This is a genomic window from Mycobacterium sp. NGS22 (assembly GCF_059813095.1).
Window position 1 is genome coordinate 12,680 of the sequence record NZ_JCALDY010000033.1, and the last position, 20,626, is coordinate 33,305.

Genomic DNA, 20,626 nt, shown 5'->3' on the forward strand with positions numbered 1-20,626 from the left:
ACCCAGTCGCTAATCCGGCGGCGGTTCCGAAGCTCGGACCTCGAGGCGCCGGCGCACCTCGGCGCGCAGATAAGCGATCAGCGACCACACTCCGACGAACAACAGTCCGACGAATCCGACGGCCGGATACACCAGGAACCCGGCGACCAGCGGCAGTTGGAAGCCCAGGTTGACCCACATCGCCCACGGCTTGCGCTGCACGCCGGCCAATAGGATGTACAGCGCGGCCAAACCGATCAGGTAGCTCAGCGATGCCGCACTCAGGCCGCCGCCGACGGCCCCTACGACCGGTATGGCCAGCAACACCACGATCGCTTCCAGGATGAGGGTGCCCGCCATCACCCCGGCGAAGCTCTTCCACGGGTCGGGAGCCGGTGCGGTCATTGCGGATCCCGGCCGAACAGCGTGCGCGCGGCCCCGGCGGTGACCACCGAGCCGGTGATGACGATGCCGGTGCCCGAGTACGCGTCGTTTTCTTCGGCGGCGGCGTCCACCAACGCTGTCGCGGCGTCGATGGCGTCGCGCATGTTCGCGGCGGTGATCACCCGTTCGGGCCCGAACCGCTGCTGGGCCGCCAGTTCGAGCGTCTCGACGTCCAGCGCGCGCGGCGACCCGTTGTGGGTGACGACGACCGAGTCCAACACCGGTTCCAGCGCGGCCAGGATGCCGTCGACGTCTTTGTCGGCGAGCACGCTGAGCACCCCGACCAGCGTGCGGAAGTCGAATTCGTCGGACAGCGTCTGTGCCAGTGCGGCGGCTCCGGCCGGATTGTGCGCGGAATCGATGAATACCGTTGGGGCACTTCGCATTCGTTCCAGCCGGCCAGGGCTGGTGACGGCGGCGAAGCCGGCCCGGACGGCGTCGACGTCGAGTTGACGTTGCGCGCCGGCGCCGAAGAAGGCTTCGACCGCGGCCAGCGCGAGCGCCGCGTTGTGGGCCTGATGTTCCCCGTGCAAGGGCAAGTAGATCTCGGAGTACACCCCGCCCAGGCCCTGCAGGGTCAGCACCTGGCCGCCGATGGCCACCTGCCGGTCCAGCACCGCGAATTCGGAATCCTGGCGGGCGACGGCCGCGTCGGCGCGCACCGACTGAGCCAACAAGACCTCCATGGCTTCGGGCGCCTGTCGCCCGATCACCGCGACGGTGTCGGGCGCCCCGTCGGGTGCCCGGGTGATGATGCCCGCCTTCTCCCCGGCAATCCCGGCGATGTCGTGCCCGAGGTATTCGACGTGGTCGATGCCGATCGGGGTGATGACCGCCACCGGGGCGTTGACCACGTTGGTGGCGTCCCACGTACCGCCCATGCCTACCTCGACGACCGCGATGTCGACGGGCGCGTCGGCGAACGCCGCGAACGCCATCGCGGTCAGGACCTCGAACTTGCTCATGGCCGGACCCCCGGCCTGTTCCGACTGCTGGTCGATCATCTGCACGAACGGCTCGATCTCCTGGTAGGTCGCCACGTAGCGCGCGGGGTTGATCGGCCTGCCGTCGATGGAGATTCGCTCGACCGCGGACTGCAGATGCGGGCTGGTGGTGCGCCCGGTGCGCATCAGCAACGCGGTGAGCAGCGCGTCGACCATCCGAGCCACCGAGGTCTTGCCGTTGGTGCCGGCGATGTGGATCGAGGGATAGCTCAGCTGCGGCGAACCGAGTAGATCCATCAGGGCGCTGATCCGGGTCAGACTCGGCTCGATGCGGGTCTCCGGCCACCGCTGGTCCAGCAGGTGCTCGACCTGCAGCAGCGACGCGATCTCGTCGGGTGTCGGGGCCGGTTCGGCGATCTGTTCCGTCCAGTCCGGTCCGGAAGGCTCGGCGTTCACCGCAGCGTTGCCAATCGGGCGGTGATCCGGTCGGACTCTTCCTGCGCGAGTTGTCGGCGGGCCCGGATTTTGTCGACGACGGCTTCGGGCGCCTTGGCCAGGAAGTCCTGGTTGGCCAGCTTGGCGTCGGTGGAGGTCAGCTCCTTTTGCGCTGCGGCCAAGTCCTTTTCGAGGCGACGGCGTTCGGCCGCCACGTCGATGGTGCCGGAGGTGTCGAGTTCGACGACCACCGTGCCCGCGCTCAGCCGCACCTCCAGCGAGGCCGACGCGGCGAAATCCGCACCCGGCTCGGTGAGCCAGGCCAGCGACGTCACGGCGGGCACCTGGTTGCTCAGATCGGCGTCTTCGACACCGACCAACCGTGCGGGCACCTTCTGCCGGTCCGCCAAGCCCTGGTCGCTGCGGAACCTCCGCACCTCGGTCACCAGCTTCTGCATGTCGGTGATCCGTTGTGCGGCAACCGGATCCAGCGCAATACCGGAGGGCTGCGGCCAATCGGCTATTACCAGCGATTCCTGACCGGTCAATGCCTGCCACAGCGTCTCGGTGATGAACGGGACCACCGGATGCAGCAACCTCAGCAGCGCGTCCAGCCCGACGGCCAGCACCGCGGTGGTGTGCGTAATACCCTGCGCCAGCTGAGTTTTGGCGAGCTCCAGGTACCAGTCGCAAAATTCGTCCCAGGCGAAGTGGTAGAGCGTCTCGCAGGCCCGGCTGAACTCGTAGCTGTCAAAGGCCGAGTCCACTTCGGCCCGGACCTCTTCCAGCCTGCCCAGGATCCAGCGGTCGGCGTCGGTGAGCTGTTCTGCCGGGGGCAAGGGAGCCAAGGCGGCGCCGTTGAGCAGCGCGTAGCGGGTCGCGTTGAACAGCTTGGTGCCGAAGTTGCGCGACGCCCGCACGGCGTCCTCGCCGATCGCCAGGTCACCGCCGGGGCTGGCGCCGCGGGCCAGCGTGAACCGCAACGCATCCGCGCCGAACGTGTCGATCCAGTCCAGCGGGTCGATGACGTTGCCCTTGGACTTGCTCATCTTGCGGCCGAACTCGTCGCGAATCAGACCGTGCAGGAACACATCGGTGAACGGCACCTGCGGGGCGCGGTTGCCGCGCAGCGTGATGATGTCGTCCTGGCCGACGAAGGTGCCGAACATCATCATCCGGGCCACCCAGAAGAACAGGATGTCGTAACCGGTGACCAGAACGCTTGTGGGGTAGAACTTTTCCAGCTCCGGCGTCTCTTCCGGCCAGCCCATCGTGGAGAACGGCCACAGCGCCGAGGAGAACCAGGTGTCCAGCACGTCGGGATCCTGCTCCCAGCCCTGCGGAGGTGTCTCGTCGGGCCCGACACATTTCTGCTCGCCGTCGGGCCCGTACCAGATCGGGATCCGATGACCCCACCACAGCTGCCGCGAAATGCACCAGTCGTGCATGTTGTCGACCCAGCCGAACCACCGTGGCTCCAGGCTGGCCGGATGAATCACGGTGTGGCCGTTGCGAACCGCGTCACCGGCGGCCTTGGCCATCGACTCGACCCGGACCCACCACTGCAGCGACAGCCGCGGTTCGATCGGCTCGCCGCTGCGCTCGGAATGCCCGACGCTGTGCAGATACGGTCGCTTCTCCTCGACCACCCGGCCCTGCGCCGCCAGCGCCTCGCGCACCGCGACGCGGGCCTCGAAACGGTCCATGCCGTCGAATTGCGTTCCGGTGCCGTCGATCCGGCCTTTGGTGTCCATTATCGACGGCATCGGCAGCTGGTGGCGCAGGCCGATCTCGAAGTCGTTGGGGTCGTGCGCGGGCGTGACTTTGACTGCGCCGGTGCCGAATTCGGGGTCGACGTGCTCGTCGGCGACGACGATCATGTCGCGGTCCACGAAGGGGTGCGGCAGCCTGGCGCCGACCAGGTCGCGGTAGCGCTCGTCGTCCGGGTGCACCGCTATCGCGGTGTCCCCCAACATGGTCTCGACCCTGGTAGTGGCGACCACGATGTGCGGTTCGGCGTCATCGAGCGAGCCGTACCGGAACGACACCAACTCGCCTTCGACGTCCTGATAGTTGACCTCGAGGTCCGAAATGGCCGTCTCCAGCACAGGTGACCAGTTGACCAGTCGCTCGGCCTGATAGATCAGCCCGGCGTCGTAGAGCCGCTTGAAGATCGTGCGCACCGCACGCGACAGGCCCTCGTCCATGGTGAACCGGTCGCGGCCCCAGTCGACACCGTCGCCGAGCCGGCGCATCTGCCCGCCGATCGCGCCGCCGGACTCGCGTTTCCAGTCCCACACCTTCTCGACGAACAACTCGCGGCCGAAGTCCTCTTTGGTCTTGCCGTCTACCGCGAGTTGCTTTTCCACCACGCTCTGGGTGGCGATGCCCGCGTGGTCCATTCCCGGCTGCCACAGCACCTCGTAACCCTGCATCCGCTTGCGGCGGGTCAGCGCATCCATCATGGTGTGTTCCAGCGCGTGACCCATGTGCAGGGTGCCCGTCACATTCGGTGGCGGCAACACGATCGAGTAGCCGGGTTTGGTGCTGTGCGGGTCCGCGGCGAAGTAGCCGGCATCCAGCCACTTCTGATAGATGACGCCTTCCATCGCGGCCGGATCCCACGACTTGGGCAGCTGGTCGTCGGCGGGGCGGGGGCTGGCGGTCACCGGACAATTCTAGGAACCGCCAGCCACGCCGTCGCCCATGGGCCTGAATCCCGCAGGCCCGGCCAGGGGTCAGGGAATCGTCAGCACCTGGCCCGGGTAGATCAGGTCGGGGTTGGGGATGTTGCTGGCGTCCGCGATCGCCTGGTACTTGCTGCCGTCGCCGTAGAAGCGCTCGGCGATTGCCCAGAGCGTGTCGCCGGACACGACGGTGTAGGTCCGCGCCGCGGGTTCCGGCGCAGGTTCTGGCGCCGCTTCGCCGACCGGCTCGGCCACCGCGCTCTGCTCCGGCGCGTCTGCACTCTTGTCGTCGAGATCCACAGCGGCCGGCTCTGCGGCGGCCGGCTCTGCGGCAGCCGGCGCGGGCGGCGGCGGTTGGTCGGTCTCCGTCTTGGTCGACCACGCCGCGCCGTCCGCGGCATACAGCACCAGATTGCGGTCGTCCTGCAGGACGAGTTTGACCTGCTTCTTGCCCTTGGTGTCGGAGTGCCACACCGGCTTGTCCGCGGTGTAGAGGACGAAGTTGCCGTCGCGCTGCACTTCGGCGCGCACCACCTCTTGTCCGTTGGTGGAGGTGGACCAGATCGGCCTACCCCAGACGGCGAGCACCAGATTGCCGTCATCCTGCAGGGTCAAGGAGTAGGCCCCGTTGTTGGAGACCAATGACTCTCCCCGTACCAGCTTCTGTCCCTCAGTGAGCGTGTCTGACATGACTTTTCCTCTCCATCCCTGTCGATCCCGAGCACCGGCCACCCCGCGCGGCCGTTGCGGTCCTGGTGCCCCCGAACTGGAAGTTACCGATCCCGTTACCGGCTAAACAGACTTGCGCTCAACGCAATCCTGTTGTCACGCTGCTTATTTCTTGCCGCCGAGCAGGCCACCGAGGATGTCTCCGAGGCCGCCACCCTTGTTGCCCAGCACACTGCCGAGGATGCCGCCGAGCGACTTGTCGTGGCCGCCACTGCCCAGGATGCTGCCCAGGATGTCGCCCAGTCCCCCACCGGAAGTCTTCTGTTGCGAGGCACTGGTCTCGGCTGCACCACCGGAACCGAGCTGTTTTCCGATGTACGCCAACACGATTGGCAGGACGACCGGTAGCAGTTGTTTGAGCAGATCGCTGTTGCCGGCACCGCCGCTGGACAGCGCTGCTGCTACCTGATCGGTGTCCTTGCCGCCGAACAGCGTTGCTACGGCCTGGTGACCGTCGTCCTCGTCGACCTGGTCGACCCCACCGCCGGCGTCGAGCAGGCCGCGAGCGGCGTGTCCGCTGGCGGCGGACTCTATCTTGCTGGCGTGCTCGGGATCTTGCGAGGTGTGTTGCAACCCGCTCAGCAGCACCGGCACCAGGGTGTGAACCGCTTTGTCGACTTCGCCTTGATCGGCACCCAGTTTGGTGGCGATGTCCGTCGTGGGAATCTGCGCATAGAGGTCATCGAGCCCGGCCATCACTGTCCACCTTCGTTGCTGGTATCTACAGACGAGTCAATATCGACACTAGTCCGTCATGTCAATCGTTCGGTCTTCAGTGAGATACCCGCGCTCGGGAACCGCGCCAGCAGCGCATCGCCCATGGCCGCCGCGGGGGTCAGCACGCCGTGCAGGTCGGGAAGTTTGTCCCGGTCTTTGGCCAGCGCCAGACCGCACTCGCCCAGCATCACCGAAGTCGCCTTGTAGCCGGGGTCGCCGCGCTGTTCCATGCGGGCCACATAGCGCGCGCCCGACGTCGTGGTGGTGTAGGTCTCGAGCTTGTAGTAGCCGCGCTCGCGGGATTTCGCGCTGGGACCGGTCCCGGGCTTCGGGACGACACGTTCCACCAACTTCTCCGGCAGCACGCTCAGGAAGCGACTGCCCAGTCCGAACACGGCGTTGCTGGCCCCGGTGACCAGCGCCGACGCGACCGGCGCCAGGGGGGACGAACCGAGGTTGACGGTTTCGGCGTAGCGGAACTCGCGCCCGTAGGCCCAGTCCAGTAACGCGTTGCTACGTCGCACGATTCGGGTGTTGTAGGGCGCCATCACGAACCCCGCAGTCCACAATCCGTTCAGCTCGGGGGCGATCCGGTTGCCACGGCGCAACGGCAGGTCGGGTTGCGGTCCGACATCGGGCTCCGCGTCGCGGTCGTCACTGAGCGTGTACGGGTCCAGGAGCTGACGGCGCACGTCGGCATCGTTGGAAGCGGCGCGCATCAGTTCCAGCATCGAAGCGATGGTGCCGCCGGAGAGGCCGCCGCGGAACGAGCGGACGACCAGGTTTGTGTCGGTCAAACCGCCGGCGTTGTCCTGGCTGGCGGCGCGGTGCAACGCGAAGACGGTCAGGTCCGAGGGCACCGAGTCGAAGCCGCAGGCGTGCACGATGCGGGCGCCGGTGTCGGCGGCCTGCTTGTGGTAGACGTCGATGCTCTCCCGGACGAAGTTGGCCTCACCGGTCAGGTCGGTGTAGTCGGTGCCGGCGGCGGCGCACGCAGCCACCAGCGGCAGCCCGTACTTGGTGTACGGACCCACGGTGGTGATCACGACGCGGGTTCGGGCGGCCATCTCCTCGAGCGTCGACTGGTCGGTGGCATCGGCTGAGACCAGCGAGAACGACTCCGCTGCTGTCCCGATGTCCTTGCGCACCGCGGCCAGGCGATCCTTCGACCTGCCGGCCAGCGCGATCCGCGCGTCCCCTCCGGCGCGGGCGAGGTATTCGGCAGTCAACTTGCCCACAAAGCCGGTTGCCCCATACAGGATGATGTCGAATTCGCGTGGCGTATCAGTCACTTACCCGACGCTACTACGGGCATCGAGCGGTGCCGGGGCCACTACTGCAGGAATGACGAAGTGCCGGGCCCGAAGGCCCGGCACTTCGCGTTAATACTCTGACTGGCCGGCTAGATCAGCCGCGCCGGCCGCAGACCGGCCAGGCGCCGATGCCCTGGGTACGCAGCACGTTCTCGGCCACGCGGATCTGCTCCTCACGGCTGGCGCCGGCAGCGGAACCCGAGCCACCGTTGGCACGCCAGGTGCTGGGGGTGAACTGCAGCCCGCCGGAGTAGCCGTTGCCGGTGCTGATGCCCCAGTTACCGCCGGACTCGCACTGCGCGATCGCGTCCCAGTTGACGCTGTACGCCTTGACCGGGGCGGGTGCGGGAACCTCGTCGACCGGCGGAGCCCCGGGGGCCGGCAGGTTCGGGTCGAAGGCCGCCGGCTCGGGAGCCGGGGGCGCGTCGGGAGCCGGGGGCGCGTCGGGTGCCGGGGGTGCGTCGGGCGCCGGGGCGTCCGGAGCCGGCAGGTTCGGGTCGAATCCCACTGGCTCGGGAGCCGGCGGCGCGTCGGGAGCCGGCGCGTTGGGGTCGAAACCAGGTGCCACGTTCGGGTCGACGCCCGGGACATCCGCATGAGCGATGCCGGTGGTCGGCACGGTCACGAGCGTCCCTGTAATCGCGGCGACGATGAGCGTCTTGCGGACGTTCTTCAACCTATTTCCTTTCGTTGCGCGCGCGCCGAAGCCAGCCCTGTAGAAGGGCTGCATTGTTAGGGGATGAAATCGCTTCAGAGCGTGCCGTCTCGGTTCGGCACGACAGCGGAGGACTCGATTCGTCCGGGGTGGCGCAGTGGCCAGCACCCACCAGGCGACGGTTATGTCGGCGCCGTCCCGGTTCCGCTCACACGCGGGTCCGTGGATTCAATTTTCGATTTATTGCGCCCGTTTGCGGGCTAAAAGGACCGTACGATAACGATTCGGATTCGTCATCTCGACGTCGCCGATATCTCGGTTCGATCATGCGCGGATCACATACCGGTGCGCGAATTGTCAGCGCAGGTCACGTCCACATTTTCGGACGCGAGGGAGCTATCGCGGCGCGCACCTTTTGGTGAGCCGAATCACGCCCAAATTGTGAGATGGGCCACCGAATTTCACGATACGACACATGAACAATAGCGCCGTAAGCCTGCACCTAGTCGGAAGTGACTTGGCGCACAATCCTATTCAGTAATCGGTTACCTCATCGACTTTGCGCAACTGTCGAATACCCACATTTCTCACTTCGGCACCGACAATGCCGCCGAAAACTGAAGTATGCGCAGGAAATCGGCACGAAAACCGCCCTGTGTTCAGTTTCCGGCAATTAGGAAGGAAAGCTGCTCTGAGGCTGCGACGCGGGTGGACGTCGTCTCAGCGAACGGACCGCACCGGCGCCAGCAAGTCGGCTTCGGTGTTGACGTTCGCCAGCACGTCGGTGTCGGCGAGCACGATCTGCTGCGAGTCTGAGGCGTCGATCAGCGCACTCATCCTGCGCTGCCCGGCAGCAACCAACGCGTCGATCCGGTCCGCCAGATCGGTGCGGTACACCGCGGCCAGGTAATGGCTGCGACCATCCCACGGCATCACGACTTCGGCGTTCGTCTCGACGGCCAGGCGTACCAACTCGTCGATCAAATCGGCTGTGAGCGAAGGCATGTCGACGGCAGACACGAAAGCCAAAGACGCTCCCGCCTCGGCTGCGGCGCGCAGTCCGCGCCCGGTCGCCGGTAGCGGACCCTGTCCACGGAGTTCGTCCCGCAGGATGGGAGCGGACAGGTTCGGCAGGGGCTGTCCCGGAGCCGCCACCACGTAGACGGGCGAACAACGCTGACCGACGACGTCGACGACGTGCTCCACCAGCGTCGTCGTACCCCCCGGCAGTGTCAGGGTGGCCTTGTCGCGGCCCATTCGTCGCGATTCACCGCCTGCCAGGACTACCCCGGCAAGTGAAACTTCGTCAGGCACCTGAGCAGCCACCTCAGTCCACGGTCCAGGTGTCGCGGCCGCGCAGCAGCGACTGCAAAGCAACCTGGTCCGACGAAGCCGACTCCTGCGCGGCCGCCACCTGTGAGCGGGCGGCGTCGTCGTACGTCGGCCGGCTGATGTCGCGGAAGATACCCATCACCATGTGATCGAGGTTCTGGTCGGACAGCCGGGACAAGGCGAAGGCGTATGCCGAGTCCTCGGCGTGTGCGTCGTGCACGACGATCTCGTCCACCGAGACGTCGGCGGTCTTGGCGACTTCGAGCCCGAAGCCCGACTTCACCACGCAGTACTCCCCGTTGCCGCCGAAGACGATCGGCTCGCCGTGGCTTACCTTGATCACCCGCTCCTCGGCGCCCTCCTTGCGCAGCGCGTCGAACGAGCCGTCGTTGAAGATCGGGCAGTCCTGCATGATCTCGACCAGTGCGGCGCCGCGGTGCTGGGCGGCGGCCCGCAGTACCTCGGACAGTCCGGCGCGGTCGGAGTCCAGCGCGCGGCCGACGAAGGTCGCCTCGGCGCCCACCGCGAGCGACACCGGGTTGAAGGGGTGATCCAGCGAACCCATGGGCGTGGACTTGGTAACCTTGCCGACCTCCGAGGTGGGCGAGTACTGGCCCTTGGTCAGTCCGTAGATCCGGTTGTTGAACAACAAGATGGTGATGTTGACGTTGCGGCGCAGCGCGTGGATCAAGTGGTTGCCACCGATCGACAACGCGTCTCCGTCGCCGGTGACCACCCATACCGACAGGTCCTCGCGGGCCAGGGCCAGGCCGGTGGCGATGGCGGGGGCGCGGCCGTGAATCGAGTGGAAACCGTAGGTCTCCAGGTAGTACGGGAACCTGCTGGAGCAGCCGATGCCGCTGATGAAGACGATGTTCTCGCGACGCAGGCCCAGTTCGGGCAGGAAGTTGCGGATGGTGTTGAGGATGACGTAGTCACCACAGCCTGGGCACCAGCGCACTTCCTGGTCGCTGGTGAAGTCCTTGCCCTTCTGGGGCTGGTCTTCAACAGACAGCGTGGGCACCCCGTCGTTCTTGGTCGGCTTGGCCGTGACGCCGAGGTCTGTGCCGATCAGGCTGGTCATTTGCGCCGCTCCTCCTCTATCGCATCGCCGCCGGGCTTCATGCTCCCGCGCCGACCGTTGCCGCACCCAGTTTGGCGACCATTGCCTTGTCCTGTTCGATCTCGGCCAACGTGCCACCCAGCGCGGCACGGATGATGCGCCCCACTTCGTCGGCCAGGAACGCCAGCCCATGCACTTTGCTCACCGACTGCACGTTCACCAGGTACTTCGCCCGCAGCAGCATGGCCAGCTGACCCAGGTTCATCTCCGGGCACACCACCTGCGGGTAACGACGCAGCACGTCCCCGAGGTTGGCCGGGAACGGGTTGAGGTAGCGCAGGTGGGCGTGCGCGACCTTGATGCCCTTTCGCCGCGCCCGGCGGCAGGCTTCGCCGATCGGCCCGTAGGAACTGCCCCAGCCGATCAGCAGCAGTTCGGCGTCGTTGGTCGGGTCGTCCACTTCGAGATCCGGGACACTGATGCCGTCGATCTTGGCCTGGCGTATCCGAACCATCAGGTCGTGATTGACCGGCTCGTAGGAGATGGCGCCGGAGCCATTGGCCGCCTCCAGGCCACCGATGCGGTGTTCCAGGCCGGGTGTGCCGGGCACCGCGAACTGCCGGGCGAGGGTGTCGGGATGCCGAGCGTACGGCTGGAACGGCTTCCCGGGCTCGGCGAAGACGTGCTTGATCGGCTTCAGTGAACTGACGTCCGGGACGCGCCACGGCTCGGAACCGTTGGCGATCGCGCCGTCGGACAACACGATCACCGGGGTGTGGTACGACACCGCGATCCGCACGGCCTCGAGGGCGGTCTCGAAGCAGTCCGAAGGCGAGCGCGGCGCCACCACGGCGACCGGCGACTCGCCGTTGCGCCCGAACAGCGCCTGCAGCAGGTCGGCTTGTTCGGTCTTGGTGGGCAGACCGGTGGAGGGTCCGCCGCGCTGGACGTCGATGACGATCAGCGGCAGCTCGGTCATCACGCTCAGACCGAGCGCCTCGGATTTCAGCGAGATCCCCGGACCCGACGTGCTGGTGACGCCCAGGGCACCGCCGTAGGAGGCGCCGATGGCCGCGCAGATGCCGCCGATCTCGTCTTCGGCCTGGAAGGTGATGACGTTGAAGTTCTTGTGTTTGGACAGCTCATGCAGGATGTCGGAGGCCGGGGTGATCGGGTAGCTGCCCAACACCACCTGCTTGTCGGCCAACTGCCCGGCCGCGACGATGCCGTAGGCCAGCGCGGTGTTGCCGGATATCTGCCGGTACTCGCCGGCCGGCAGCGAGGCCTTGGAGACTTCGTAGGTGGTACCGAAAGCCTCGGTCGTTTCGCCGTAATTCCAGCCCGCCTTCAGGGCCAGCACATTGGCCTCGGCGACGTCGGGCTTACGGACGAACTTCTCCCGGATGAAGTTCTCGCTGGTCTGGATCGGGCGTCCGTACATCCACGACAGCAAGCCCAGCGCGAACATGTTCTTGGCGCGCTGGCCGTCCTTTTTCGTCGCGCCGATCGATTCGACGGCGCCCAGCGTGAGCGTGGTCATCGCGACGGAGTGGACGACGTATTCCTCGAGTTCGTCAGTCTCCAGCGGGTTGGTGACGTAGCCGACTTTCGTCAGGTTGCGCTTGGTGAACTCGTCGGAATTCACGATCACCATTCCACCGCGCGGCAGGTCGCCGATATTGGCCTTCAGTGCCGCCGGGTTCATGGCGACCAGCACGTCGGGCCGGTCCCCGGCGGTCAGGATGTCGTAGTCGGCGATCTGGATCTGGAACGACGAGACGCCCGGCAATGTCCCTGCGGGAGCGCGGATCTCGGCGGGATAGTTGGGCTGGGTGGCGAGGTCGTTGCCGAACAGCGCTGCGTCGGAGGTGAACCGGTCGCCGGTCAACTGCATGCCGTCGCCGGAGTCCCCCGCGAACCGGATAACGACGTTTTCCAGGCGCTGCCGTCCGGACCCATTCTGAGACTCTGTCCCGGCACCGTTGCCGTTCGGATCCACGTCTCCGCCTTCCATCTGCTGTCCCGGACCGGCACCCCGCTGCAGCTCAAAGATTAAGCGCGCCGAAGTGCCGTCTCCGCTGACACTTATTTGGTGTCACTGGCGGTACCAATTATGACACTTCTCTAAGGATGTCTGTTCGACCTCCCGCACCTCGTTACCGGCGAGTACGCAGGTAAAAGCCGAAGTCAGCGCGGCGGAGGCGGTCGTCGACAGAAAAACTGTGGTTTTGGTCACTTTCGTTACGCCGGTCACGGAGCGGCGCGGGTGCGGGAGGGCGCTCAGGCGGTCTTGTCGCGACGCTCGCTGCGGGATTGCTTGCGGGGCACGATGGTCGGCAGCACGTTGTCCTGCACCGTCTCCTTGGTGACGACCACTTTCGCGACGTCGTCGCGGCTCGGGATGTCGTACATCACCGGCAACAGGACTTCTTCCATGATCGCGCGCAGACCGCGGGCGCCGGTGCCGCGGTGGATGGCCTGGTCGGCGATCGCTTCGAGGGCGTCGCCGGTGAACTCCAGTTCCACGTTGTCCATCTCGAACAGCCGCGTGTACTGCTTGACCAGCGCGTTCTTCGGCTCAGACAGGATCTTGACCAACGACTCCTTGTCCAGGTTGGTCACCGATGCGACGACGGGGAGGCGGCCGATGAACTCGGGGATCAAGCCGAACTTGATCAGGTCCTCGGGCATCACTTCGGCGAAGTGGTCGGTGGTGTCGATCTCGGCCTTGGAACGCACCTCGGCACCGAAGCCCAGACCCCGCTTGCCGACTCGTTCGTAGATGATCTTCTCCAGGCCGGCGAACGCACCCGCGACGATGAACAGCACGTTGGTGGTGTCGATCTGGATGAACTCCTGGTGCGGGTGCTTGCGACCGCCCTGCGGAGGCACCGACGCCTGAGTGCCTTCGAGGATCTTCAACAGCGCTTGCTGGACGCCTTCGCCGGAGACGTCGCGGGTGATCGAGGGGTTCTCGCTCTTGCGGGCGATCTTGTCCACCTCGTCGATGTAGATGATGCCGGTTTCGGCGCGCTTCACGTCATAGTCGGCGGCCTGGATGAGCTTGAGCAGGATGTTCTCGACGTCCTCACCGACGTAGCCGGCCTCGGTCAACGCGGTGGCGTCGGCGATGGCGAACGGCACGTTGAGCATCTTGGCCAGCGTCTGGGCCAGGTAGGTCTTGCCGCAGCCGGTGGGGCCGAGCATCAGGATGTTGGACTTGGTCAGCTCGACGGGCTCGTAGCGCGAGTCGCGGCCCTTCTCGCCGGCCTGGATGCGCTTGTAGTGGTTGTAGACGGCGACGGCCAGCGTCCGCTTCGCGGTGTCCTGGCCGATGACGTAGCCCTCCAGGAAATCCCGGATCTCGATCGGCTTGGGCAGTTCGTCGAGCTTGACGTCGTCGGCGTCGGCGAGCTCCTCTTCGATGATCTCGTTGCACAGGTCGATGCATTCATCACAGATGTACACCCCGGGACCCGCGATGAGTTTCTTGACTTGCTTCTGGCTCTTCCCGCAGAACGAGCACTTCAGCAAGTCACCGCCGTCTCCGATGCGCGCCATGATGCTTCAGGGCCTACTTCCTGTGTCGCCGTATCGTCTTGCCTGCCGCGTGTATCCCACGACGCTACCCGTTAGTTCCGGCCCGCCGCGACCGTTAACACCGAATAGCTTGCTTGATATTCACTGGATATTCGCGCTTTCTCGTGCGAAAGCAACATATCTCCCGTCGGCGTCCGGCACTCGTCGAGACGCGCAATCCGTGTCTCTGGCGTGTCGCGGTCGTTACGCCGGCGAGGCCGGCGGGCCGCTTCCGGCACCAACCCTACAGTGGACGCCGTGCCCCGGCGGTGCGATCCGTCGAGCGTGTAACCACTGTCAAAATCCGGCCGGTTTTTCGCAGTGGCGACACGTTCGGCGAGGCGTCAGGCGTTCTGCGCGGACAGCTTCCGGTATTCGAGAACGGTGTCGATGATCCCGTAGTCCTTGGCGTCCTCGGCGGTAAGGATCTTGTCGCGGTCGGTGTCCTTGCGGATCACCTCGGCGTCCTTGCCGGTGTGCCGGGCCAAGGTGGTCTCCATCAGCGTGCGCATCCGCTCGATCTCGGCGGCCTGGATCTCCAGGTCGGAGAACTGTCCCTGGATGACTCCCGACAGCGACGGCTGGTGGATCAGTACCCGCGCGTTGGGCAGCGCCATCCGCTTGCCCGGGGTTCCGGCGGCCAGCAGCACGGCGGCGGCCGAAGCGGCTTGACCCAGGCAGACGGTCTGGATGTCGGCCCGCACGTACTGCATGGTGTCGTAGATCGCCATCAGCGAGGTGAAGCCGCCGCCCGGGGAGTTGATGTACATGGTGATGTCGCGGTCCGGATCGAGGGACTCGAGCACCAGCAGCTGCGCCATGATGTCGTTGGCCGACGCGTCGTCGACCTGCACCCCGAGGAAGATGATGCGTTCCTCGAACAGCTTGTTGTACGGGTTGGATTCCTTGACGCCGAAGCTGGAGTGCTCGATGAACGACGGCAGGATGTAGCGCGCCTGAGGCTGGGTCTGAGGATTCACTGGACTTCTCCGTTGCTGATGTGAGCGGCGCGGGTGATGATGTGGTCGACGAAGCCGTATTCGAGGGCTTCCTGCGCGGTGAACCAGCGGTCGCGGTCCGAGTCCGCTTCGATGCGTTCGATCGACTGGCCGGTGAATTCGGCGTTGAGCCGGAACATTTCCTTCTTGATCACGGCGAACTGCTCGGCCTGAATGGCGATGTCGGCCGCGCTACCGGTGACGCCACCGAGCGGCTGGTGCATCAGGATCCGAGCGTGCGGCAGCGCGTAACGCTTGCCCTTGGTGCCAGCCGCCAACAGGAATTCGCCCATCGACGCGGCCATACCCATCGCGTAGGTGGCGATGTCGCAGGGCGCCAGCACCATCGTGTCGTATATGGCCATGCCGGCGCTGATCGATCCGCCCGGCGAGTTGATGTAGAGGTTGATGTCCTTGTCGCCGTCCTCGGCCGCGAGCAGCAGGATCTGGGCGCACAACCGGTTGGCGACCTCGTCGTTCACCTCCGAACCCAGGAAGATGATGCGCTCGGCGAGCAAGCGCTCATAGACCGAGTCCGTGAGGTTGAGACCCACCGAGTTCGAACGCATGTCAGTCATTTTGCCCACCGCGGGGACACCTACTTTCTTTTCTGCTCGTTGCACCGACACTAACCAACCGGACCCGCCCGTGGACTACTCGAGACGGGCGCGTTCGCTCACAGCGTCATGCAGTGGGGTTGTCTGCCTCGCCGGCGTCGTCGGTCTCGTCCGCGTCGTCGGTTTCGACGTCGTCGGTTTCGTCAGCCTCGTGCTCGTGGTCGTGGTCATCGTCGTGGTCATGGTCATGGTCGTGGTCGTGGTCGTGGTCGTGCCCGGCGTGCCGCTTGCCGAAGAACTCGCTGGCGTCGATCTCGTTGCCGTCCTTGTCGGTGACCGTCGCCTTCTCGATCACCGCCGCGAGGGCCAAACCGCGTCGCACGTCGGCGAACATGGCCGCCAGCTGGTTGTTCTCCTGCAGGTAGGCGAACAGCTGCTGCGGCTCGATGCCGTATTGCCGCGATGTCATCACCAACCGTTCGGTGAGGTCCTCCTGCCCGACCTGAACGTCGAGTTCGTCGGCGATGGCGTCCAGCAGCAGCTGGCGCTTCACGTTCTTCTCCGCGGCGACCCGAGCTTCGGCGTCGAACTCCTCGCGGGAGGAACCCTGCTGCTCGAGCACCTCGGCGAACTTGTCCTGATCCTGGTTGAGACCGCTCATCGCGGCCTGCAGGGTCTCCTCGATCTGGGAGCGCACCACCGCGTCCGGGACCGGGACGTCGACCCGCTCGAGCAGCGCGTCCAGCGCCGCCTCACGGATCTGGTCGGCCTGCTGCGCCCGCTTGGTGTTGCGCACCTGCTCGCGCAGACTGTCGCGGAGTTCGTCGATGGTGTCGAATTCGCTGGCGAGCTGGGCGAATTCGTCGTCGGGCTCAGGCAGTTCGCGTTCCTTGATCGATCTGACGGTGACCGTCACCTCGGCGTCCTTGCCGGCGTGCTCGCCGGTGGCCAGCTTGGCGGTGAAGGTCTTGGACTCGTCCACCCCCAGTCCGATGACCGCGTTGTCCAGACCTGCGATGAGCCGCCCGGAACCGACTTCATGGGACAGTCCCTCGGCCGCGGCACCGGGCACGTCCTCGCCGTCCACCGTCGCCGACAGGTCGATGGAGACGAAGTCCTCCATCAACACCGTCCGGTCCACCCCGGTCAGGGTGCCGAACCGGGCGCGCAGCGAATCCAGTTCGGCCTCGACCTGGGCGTCGGTGACCTCGATCGGATCGACCGAGACGCTCAGCGCGTCCAGGTCGGGAATCTCCAGTTTGGGACGGACGTCGACCTCGGCGAAGAACTGCAGCTCCTCGCCGTACTCCTTCTTGGTCACCTGGATGTTGGGCCGACCGATCGGTTGCACGTCGGACTCGGTGAGCGCCTGGCCGTAACGGCTGGGCACCGCCTCTTCGATGACCTGGTCGAGCAGTGCCTCGCGGCCGAAGCGGGCCTCCAGCAGCCGGGCCGGCGCCTTGCCGGGCCGGAACCCGGGCAGCCGGACCTGCTTGGCCAACTCCTTGTAGGCGCGCTGGAAATCGGGTTCGAGTTCGGTGAACGGCACCTCCACGTTGATGCGAACCCGGGTGGGGCTCAACTGCTTGACGGTGCTTTTCACGGCGTGCTCCTCGATGTGTTGGTTCCGGCGCGCTGGGTGCGCTTTGTCTGGCTGGTCGGGGTGACAGGATTTGAACCTGCGGCCTTCCGCTCCCAAAGCGGATGCGCTACCAAGCTGCGCTACACCCCGCGCTGACCTCGCGATCCTACGGCCCGGCAACGCCGGGCACGCACCGACCTCCAGGCACCCAGAACCTCACGGAGCGGTCACGCGACAGCGTCGATTAGATTCGATGTCCGCCACCACGTAATGTCTTGCTCGACTGATTCACGCGGGCGTAGCTCAATGGTAGAGCCCTAGTCTTCCAAACTAGCTACGCGGGTTCGATTCCCGTCGCCCGCTCTGGGCGAATTTTTGCTTGACAGAAAGGCGCCATGAGCGACGTCGATATCAAAGGCTCATGCGCGTCGGAGTACGCCGGGGTGCGCGACGCGTTCGAGCGCAATTTCGTGCTGCGCGACGAGGTCGGCGCGGCGGTCGCGGTCTGGGTCGACGGGAATCTGGTCGTCAACCTGTGGGGTGGTTTCGCCGACGCCGCCCGCACTCGGCCGTGGCAGGTGGACACGCTCACCACGGTGCTGTCCGGCACCAAGGGTCTGACGTCCACCTGCGTGCACCAGCTCGCCGACCGCGGCGAACTGGACCTGCACGCCCCGGTGGCCCGCTACTGGCCCGAGTTCGGGCAGGCCGGCAAGCGCGACATCACGCTGGCCATGGTGATGAGCCACCGGTCCGGCGTGATCGGGCCGCGGACCCGGCTGACCACCGAGCAACTGCTCGATTGGGATTACGTCTGCGAGCAGCTCGCCGTCGCCGAACCCTGGTGGGAGCCGGGCACCGCGCAGGGCTACCACATGACCACTTATGGCTTCATCCTCGGCGAGGTGTTCCGCCGCGTCACGGGCCGCACCGTCGGCCAGTACCTGCGCACCGAAATCGCCGAACCGATCGGCGCCGAGGTCCACATCGGTCTGACCGACGCCGAGCAGTCGCGTTGCGCCGAGCGGGTGAACAAGCCGACCGGTCGGCAGTTGCTGGCCGAACTGAACGCACCCGGCTACCCGACCAGCCTGCAAGAGCACCCGAAGGCGGGGATGGCGATCTCGATGGGATTCCTCGCCGACGACGACCTGGACACCGAGAACCTGCAGCTGTGGCGCCGACTGGAGTTCCCCGGCACCAACGGCCAGGTGTCCGCGCTGGGCATGGCGACGTTCTACAACGCGCTGGCCCAGGAGAAGCTGTTCAGCCGCGAGCACATGGACCTGGTCCGCGAATGCCAGGGCGGATTCGAGCCCGATCTCGTGCTGGGACCCCGCGTCGCCGACCACGGCTGGGGCCTGGGCTACATGCTCAACCAGCGCTGCATCAACGGCCCGAACCCGAAGATGTTCGGCCACGGCGGACTGGGCGGATCGTTCGCGTTCGTCGACTTAGAACACCGGATCGGATACGGGTACGTGTCCAACCGGTTCGACGCCAGCAAAGCCAACGCCGACCCGCGCAGCGTCGCCCTGAGCAACGAGGTCTACCGGGCACTCGGTGTGATCCCGAGCGGCGACTGAACAACCTGGCCGTCAGGTTTGACAGGTCGGGCACCAGAACAGATTTCGGCCTTCCAGCACCGCGGTCCGGACCGTCTCTCCGCACACCCGGCACGGATCGCCGGCGCGCCGGTACACGTAGGTGCGGGGTCGTCCGGGTGCGTAGGAAGGTGCGCCGTGGTCGTGTTCTGGCCGGACCACCACGATCTTGCCGCGCCGCAACCCGACCTTCATCAAAGCCAGCAGGTCGGTCCACGCCGCGGCGAACTCCGCCTCGGAGATGTTCTGTCCGATCCGGTGCGGGTCGATGTTGTGCCGGAACAGCAACTCGTTGCGGTAGACGTTGCCTACCCCGGCGATGACGGTCTGGTCCATCAGCAGCGCGCCAATCGGCCTGCGCGACTTGCTGATTCGTGCCCACGGCCAGGCCGGGTCGGCGTCGGCGCGCAGCGGGTCGGGACCCAGCCTGGCGACCACGTCGTCGACCTGACTCACGTCCAGCAGTTCACACACCGTCGGGCCGCGCAGGTCGGTGCCGTATTCGGACCCGACCATGCGCATCCGGACCTGCCCGACCGGTTCCGGCACCGACCCGTCGTCGGGTCGCTCCCATTCGGTGAAGGCGCCGTACAAACCCAGATGCACGTGTACCACTGAGCCGTTGGCGTAGTGGTGGAACAGGTGCTTACCCCAGGCGCTGGCACGACGCAGCACTTGCCCGTCGACGACGGCGGCGTCGGTGAACCGGCCCTGCGGGCTCGATACCGCTACCGGGGCACCGCCGAACCGGCGCTGGTGCAGCCGGGCGAGCCGGTGCAGGGTATGCCCCTCGGGCACAGGCGCTCACACCTTTCAGGACGTCGAACCGGGCACCGGCGGGGCTTGGTGGGTGCGCTCGTACTCGGCGAGAATGTCGATACGTCGTTGGTGGCGTTCGACTTTCGACCACGGCGTGGACAGAAACGCGTCGACGATCGCCAGCGCCTCGTCGACGGTGTGCATGCGCCCGCCGATCCCGATCAGCTGGGCGTTGTTGTGTTGGCGGGCCAGTGCCGCGGTCTCCACACTCCATGCCAGCGCGCAGCGTGCTCCGGGCACCTTGTTGGCCGCGATCTGTTCACCGTTGCCGGACCCGCCGAGCACGATGCCCAAACTGTCCGGGTCGGCCACCGTGCGGGCGGCGGCAGCGATGCAAAAGCCCGGATAGTCGTCTTCGGCGTCGTAACTGAAGGCGCCGCAGTCGATCGGCTCGTGTCCGGTCTTCTTCAGGTGCTCGATGATCTGCTGTTTGAGCTCGAATCCGGCATGGTCGGCACCCAGGTAGACGCGCATGCCGGACATTGTGCATCAGCGCGCGACCGGCGCCCGCATCGGCTAGTCGAACTGGGGCGACTCGGTGCGAGTTCGCTTGAGCTCGAAGAAATGTGGATAGGACGCGAAAATGACCGAGGCGTCCCACAACTTGCCGGCTTCCTCGCCGCGCGGGATCTTCGACATCACCGGACCGAAGAACGCCACCCCGTTGACGTGGATGGTCGGGGTGCCCACGTCAGGGCCTACCGCGTCCATGCCGGCGTGGTGGCTCTTGCGCAGGGCTTCGTCGTAGGCGTCGCTGCTGGCGGCTTCGGCCAGTTCGGCGGGTAACCCGGCGTCGGCCAGGGCCAGCTGGATGACTTCGTCGAGGTCTTTGTTGCCTTCGTTGTGGATCCGAGTGCCCATCGCGGTGTAGAGCGGGTCCAGCACCTTGGCACCGTGGGCCTGTTCGGCGGCGATCGCCACCCGTACCGGGCCCCAGGCTCTGGCCATCATCTCCCGGTACTGCTCGGGCAGGTCTTCGCGGTTCTCGTTGAGCACGGCGAGGCTCATCACGTGGAAGTTCACCTCGATGTCGCGGACCTTTTCCACCTCCAGGATCCAGCGGGAGGTGATCCAGCACCACGGACAGAGCGGGTCGAACCAGAAATCGGCTTTGTCTTTCGAGGCGGACTTTTCGGGCATGCTGCGGTCCTCTCCTATGCGGTCAGGGACGGGACGGTCCGCTCAGACA

At 66.1% G+C, this 20,626-nt stretch carries 17 protein-coding genes, 2 tRNA genes and 1 pseudogene; 2 read left to right on the top strand and 18 right to left on the bottom strand.

What is annotated here, in order from left to right; translation table 11 throughout:
- Positions 1–9: 9 nt before the first annotated feature.
- From AC5Y47_RS22445 to AC5Y47_RS22515, 15 genes and pseudogenes are all read right to left on the bottom strand, one after another.
- Positions 10–384 carry a DUF4233 domain-containing protein gene (locus AC5Y47_RS22445; RefSeq protein WP_499946460.1) on the bottom strand — a complete coding sequence of 125 codons (375 nt, stop codon included), beginning with the start codon at positions 382–384 and terminating at the stop codon, positions 10–12.
- Positions 381–1,823: a bifunctional tetrahydrofolate synthase/dihydrofolate synthase gene (gene folC, locus AC5Y47_RS22450; RefSeq protein ID WP_499946461.1), complete on the bottom strand. Its 1,443-nt coding sequence runs from the start codon at positions 1,821–1,823 to the stop codon at positions 381–383. The genes AC5Y47_RS22445 and folC overlap by 4 nt, the downstream gene beginning before the upstream one ends.
- Positions 1,820–4,471 (bottom strand): valine--tRNA ligase, encoded by a 2,652-nt coding sequence (locus AC5Y47_RS22455; protein WP_499946462.1) that lies wholly within the window; start codon positions 4,469–4,471, stop codon positions 1,820–1,822. Before AC5Y47_RS22455 ends, folC begins: the two co-directional genes overlap by 4 nt.
- A 69-nt stretch (positions 4,472–4,540) precedes the next feature.
- Positions 4,541–5,179 carry a LysM peptidoglycan-binding domain-containing protein gene (locus AC5Y47_RS22460; protein WP_499946463.1) on the bottom strand — a complete coding sequence of 213 codons (639 nt, stop codon included), beginning with the start codon at positions 5,177–5,179 and terminating at the stop codon, positions 4,541–4,543.
- A gap of 144 nt (positions 5,180–5,323) precedes the next feature.
- On the bottom strand, positions 5,324–5,914 hold the full coding sequence (locus tag AC5Y47_RS22465; RefSeq protein ID WP_499946464.1) for a DUF937 domain-containing protein: 591 nt from the start codon (positions 5,912–5,914) through the stop codon (positions 5,324–5,326).
- 56 nt (positions 5,915–5,970) lie between these two features.
- Positions 5,971–7,227 (bottom strand): saccharopine dehydrogenase family protein, encoded by a 1,257-nt coding sequence (locus AC5Y47_RS22470; RefSeq protein WP_499946465.1) that lies wholly within the window; start codon positions 7,225–7,227, stop codon positions 5,971–5,973.
- A 115-nt stretch (positions 7,228–7,342) separates the two neighbouring features.
- Positions 7,343–7,924 carry a transglycosylase family protein gene (locus AC5Y47_RS22475; protein WP_499946466.1) on the bottom strand — a complete coding sequence of 194 codons (582 nt, stop codon included), beginning with the start codon at positions 7,922–7,924 and terminating at the stop codon, positions 7,343–7,345.
- A 699-nt stretch (positions 7,925–8,623) separates the two neighbouring features.
- On the bottom strand, positions 8,624–9,229 hold the full coding sequence (gene mobA, locus AC5Y47_RS22480; protein ID WP_499946467.1) for a molybdenum cofactor guanylyltransferase: 606 nt from the start codon (positions 9,227–9,229) through the stop codon (positions 8,624–8,626).
- A 1-nt stretch (position 9,230) separates the two neighbouring features.
- The gene (locus AC5Y47_RS22485) at positions 9,231–10,319 is read right to left on the bottom strand and encodes a 2-oxoacid:ferredoxin oxidoreductase subunit beta (RefSeq protein ID WP_499946468.1); all 1,089 of its coding nucleotides are present in this window, start codon (positions 10,317–10,319) and stop codon (positions 9,231–9,233) included.
- A 37-nt stretch (positions 10,320–10,356) separates the two neighbouring features.
- A complete protein-coding gene (locus tag AC5Y47_RS22490; RefSeq protein WP_499946469.1) occupies positions 10,357–12,297 on the bottom strand; it encodes a 2-oxoacid:acceptor oxidoreductase subunit alpha in 1,941 nt (646 codons plus the stop codon).
- A 281-nt stretch (positions 12,298–12,578) separates the two neighbouring features.
- Positions 12,579–13,859, bottom strand: coding sequence for an ATP-dependent Clp protease ATP-binding subunit ClpX (gene clpX / locus AC5Y47_RS22495; protein WP_463824864.1), 1,281 nt, complete (start codon positions 13,857–13,859; stop codon positions 12,579–12,581).
- A gap of 362 nt (positions 13,860–14,221) precedes the next feature.
- Positions 14,222–14,857, bottom strand: coding sequence for an ATP-dependent CLP protease proteolytic subunit ClpP2 (clpP2, locus tag AC5Y47_RS22500; protein ID WP_499946470.1), 636 nt, complete (start codon positions 14,855–14,857; stop codon positions 14,222–14,224).
- Entirely contained in the window at positions 14,854–15,462 is a 609-nt protein-coding gene (locus tag AC5Y47_RS22505; RefSeq protein WP_499946471.1) for an ATP-dependent Clp protease proteolytic subunit, read from the bottom strand. The genes clpP2 and AC5Y47_RS22505 overlap by 4 nt, the downstream gene beginning before the upstream one ends.
- A 253-nt stretch (positions 15,463–15,715) precedes the next feature.
- Positions 15,716–17,035 (bottom strand): annotated as a pseudogene (gene tig, locus AC5Y47_RS22510) (trigger factor); the annotation flags it as partial.
- A 52-nt stretch (positions 17,036–17,087) separates the two neighbouring features.
- Positions 17,088–17,164 (bottom strand) — tRNA-Pro (locus tag AC5Y47_RS22515).
- Between the two features lie 142 nt (positions 17,165–17,306).
- Here AC5Y47_RS22515 and AC5Y47_RS22520 point away from each other — a divergent pair.
- Positions 17,307–17,377: transfer RNA gene (locus AC5Y47_RS22520), tRNA-Gly, on the top strand.
- A 32-nt stretch (positions 17,378–17,409) separates the two neighbouring features.
- Positions 17,410–18,600: a serine hydrolase domain-containing protein gene (locus AC5Y47_RS22525; RefSeq protein ID WP_499946472.1), complete on the top strand. Its 1,191-nt coding sequence runs from the start codon at positions 17,410–17,412 to the stop codon at positions 18,598–18,600.
- A gap of 12 nt (positions 18,601–18,612) precedes the next feature.
- On the opposite strand, the gene AC5Y47_RS22530 is transcribed toward AC5Y47_RS22525, so the two are convergent.
- From AC5Y47_RS22530 to AC5Y47_RS22540, 3 genes are read right to left on the bottom strand one after another with little or no spacing between them, the layout of a single operon-like run.
- Positions 18,613–19,416, bottom strand: a complete 804-nt coding sequence (locus AC5Y47_RS22530; RefSeq protein WP_499946473.1) for an Fpg/Nei family DNA glycosylase — start codon at positions 19,414–19,416, stop codon at positions 18,613–18,615.
- A gap of 15 nt (positions 19,417–19,431) precedes the next feature.
- Complete coding sequence (locus AC5Y47_RS22535; RefSeq protein ID WP_499946474.1) at positions 19,432–19,911, bottom strand: ribose-5-phosphate isomerase; 480 nt, start codon at positions 19,909–19,911, stop codon at positions 19,432–19,434.
- A 42-nt stretch (positions 19,912–19,953) separates the two neighbouring features.
- Positions 19,954–20,577, bottom strand: coding sequence for an Rv2466c family mycothiol-dependent reductase (locus AC5Y47_RS22540; RefSeq protein WP_499946475.1), 624 nt, complete (start codon positions 20,575–20,577; stop codon positions 19,954–19,956).
- Positions 20,578–20,626 lie beyond the last annotated feature (49 nt).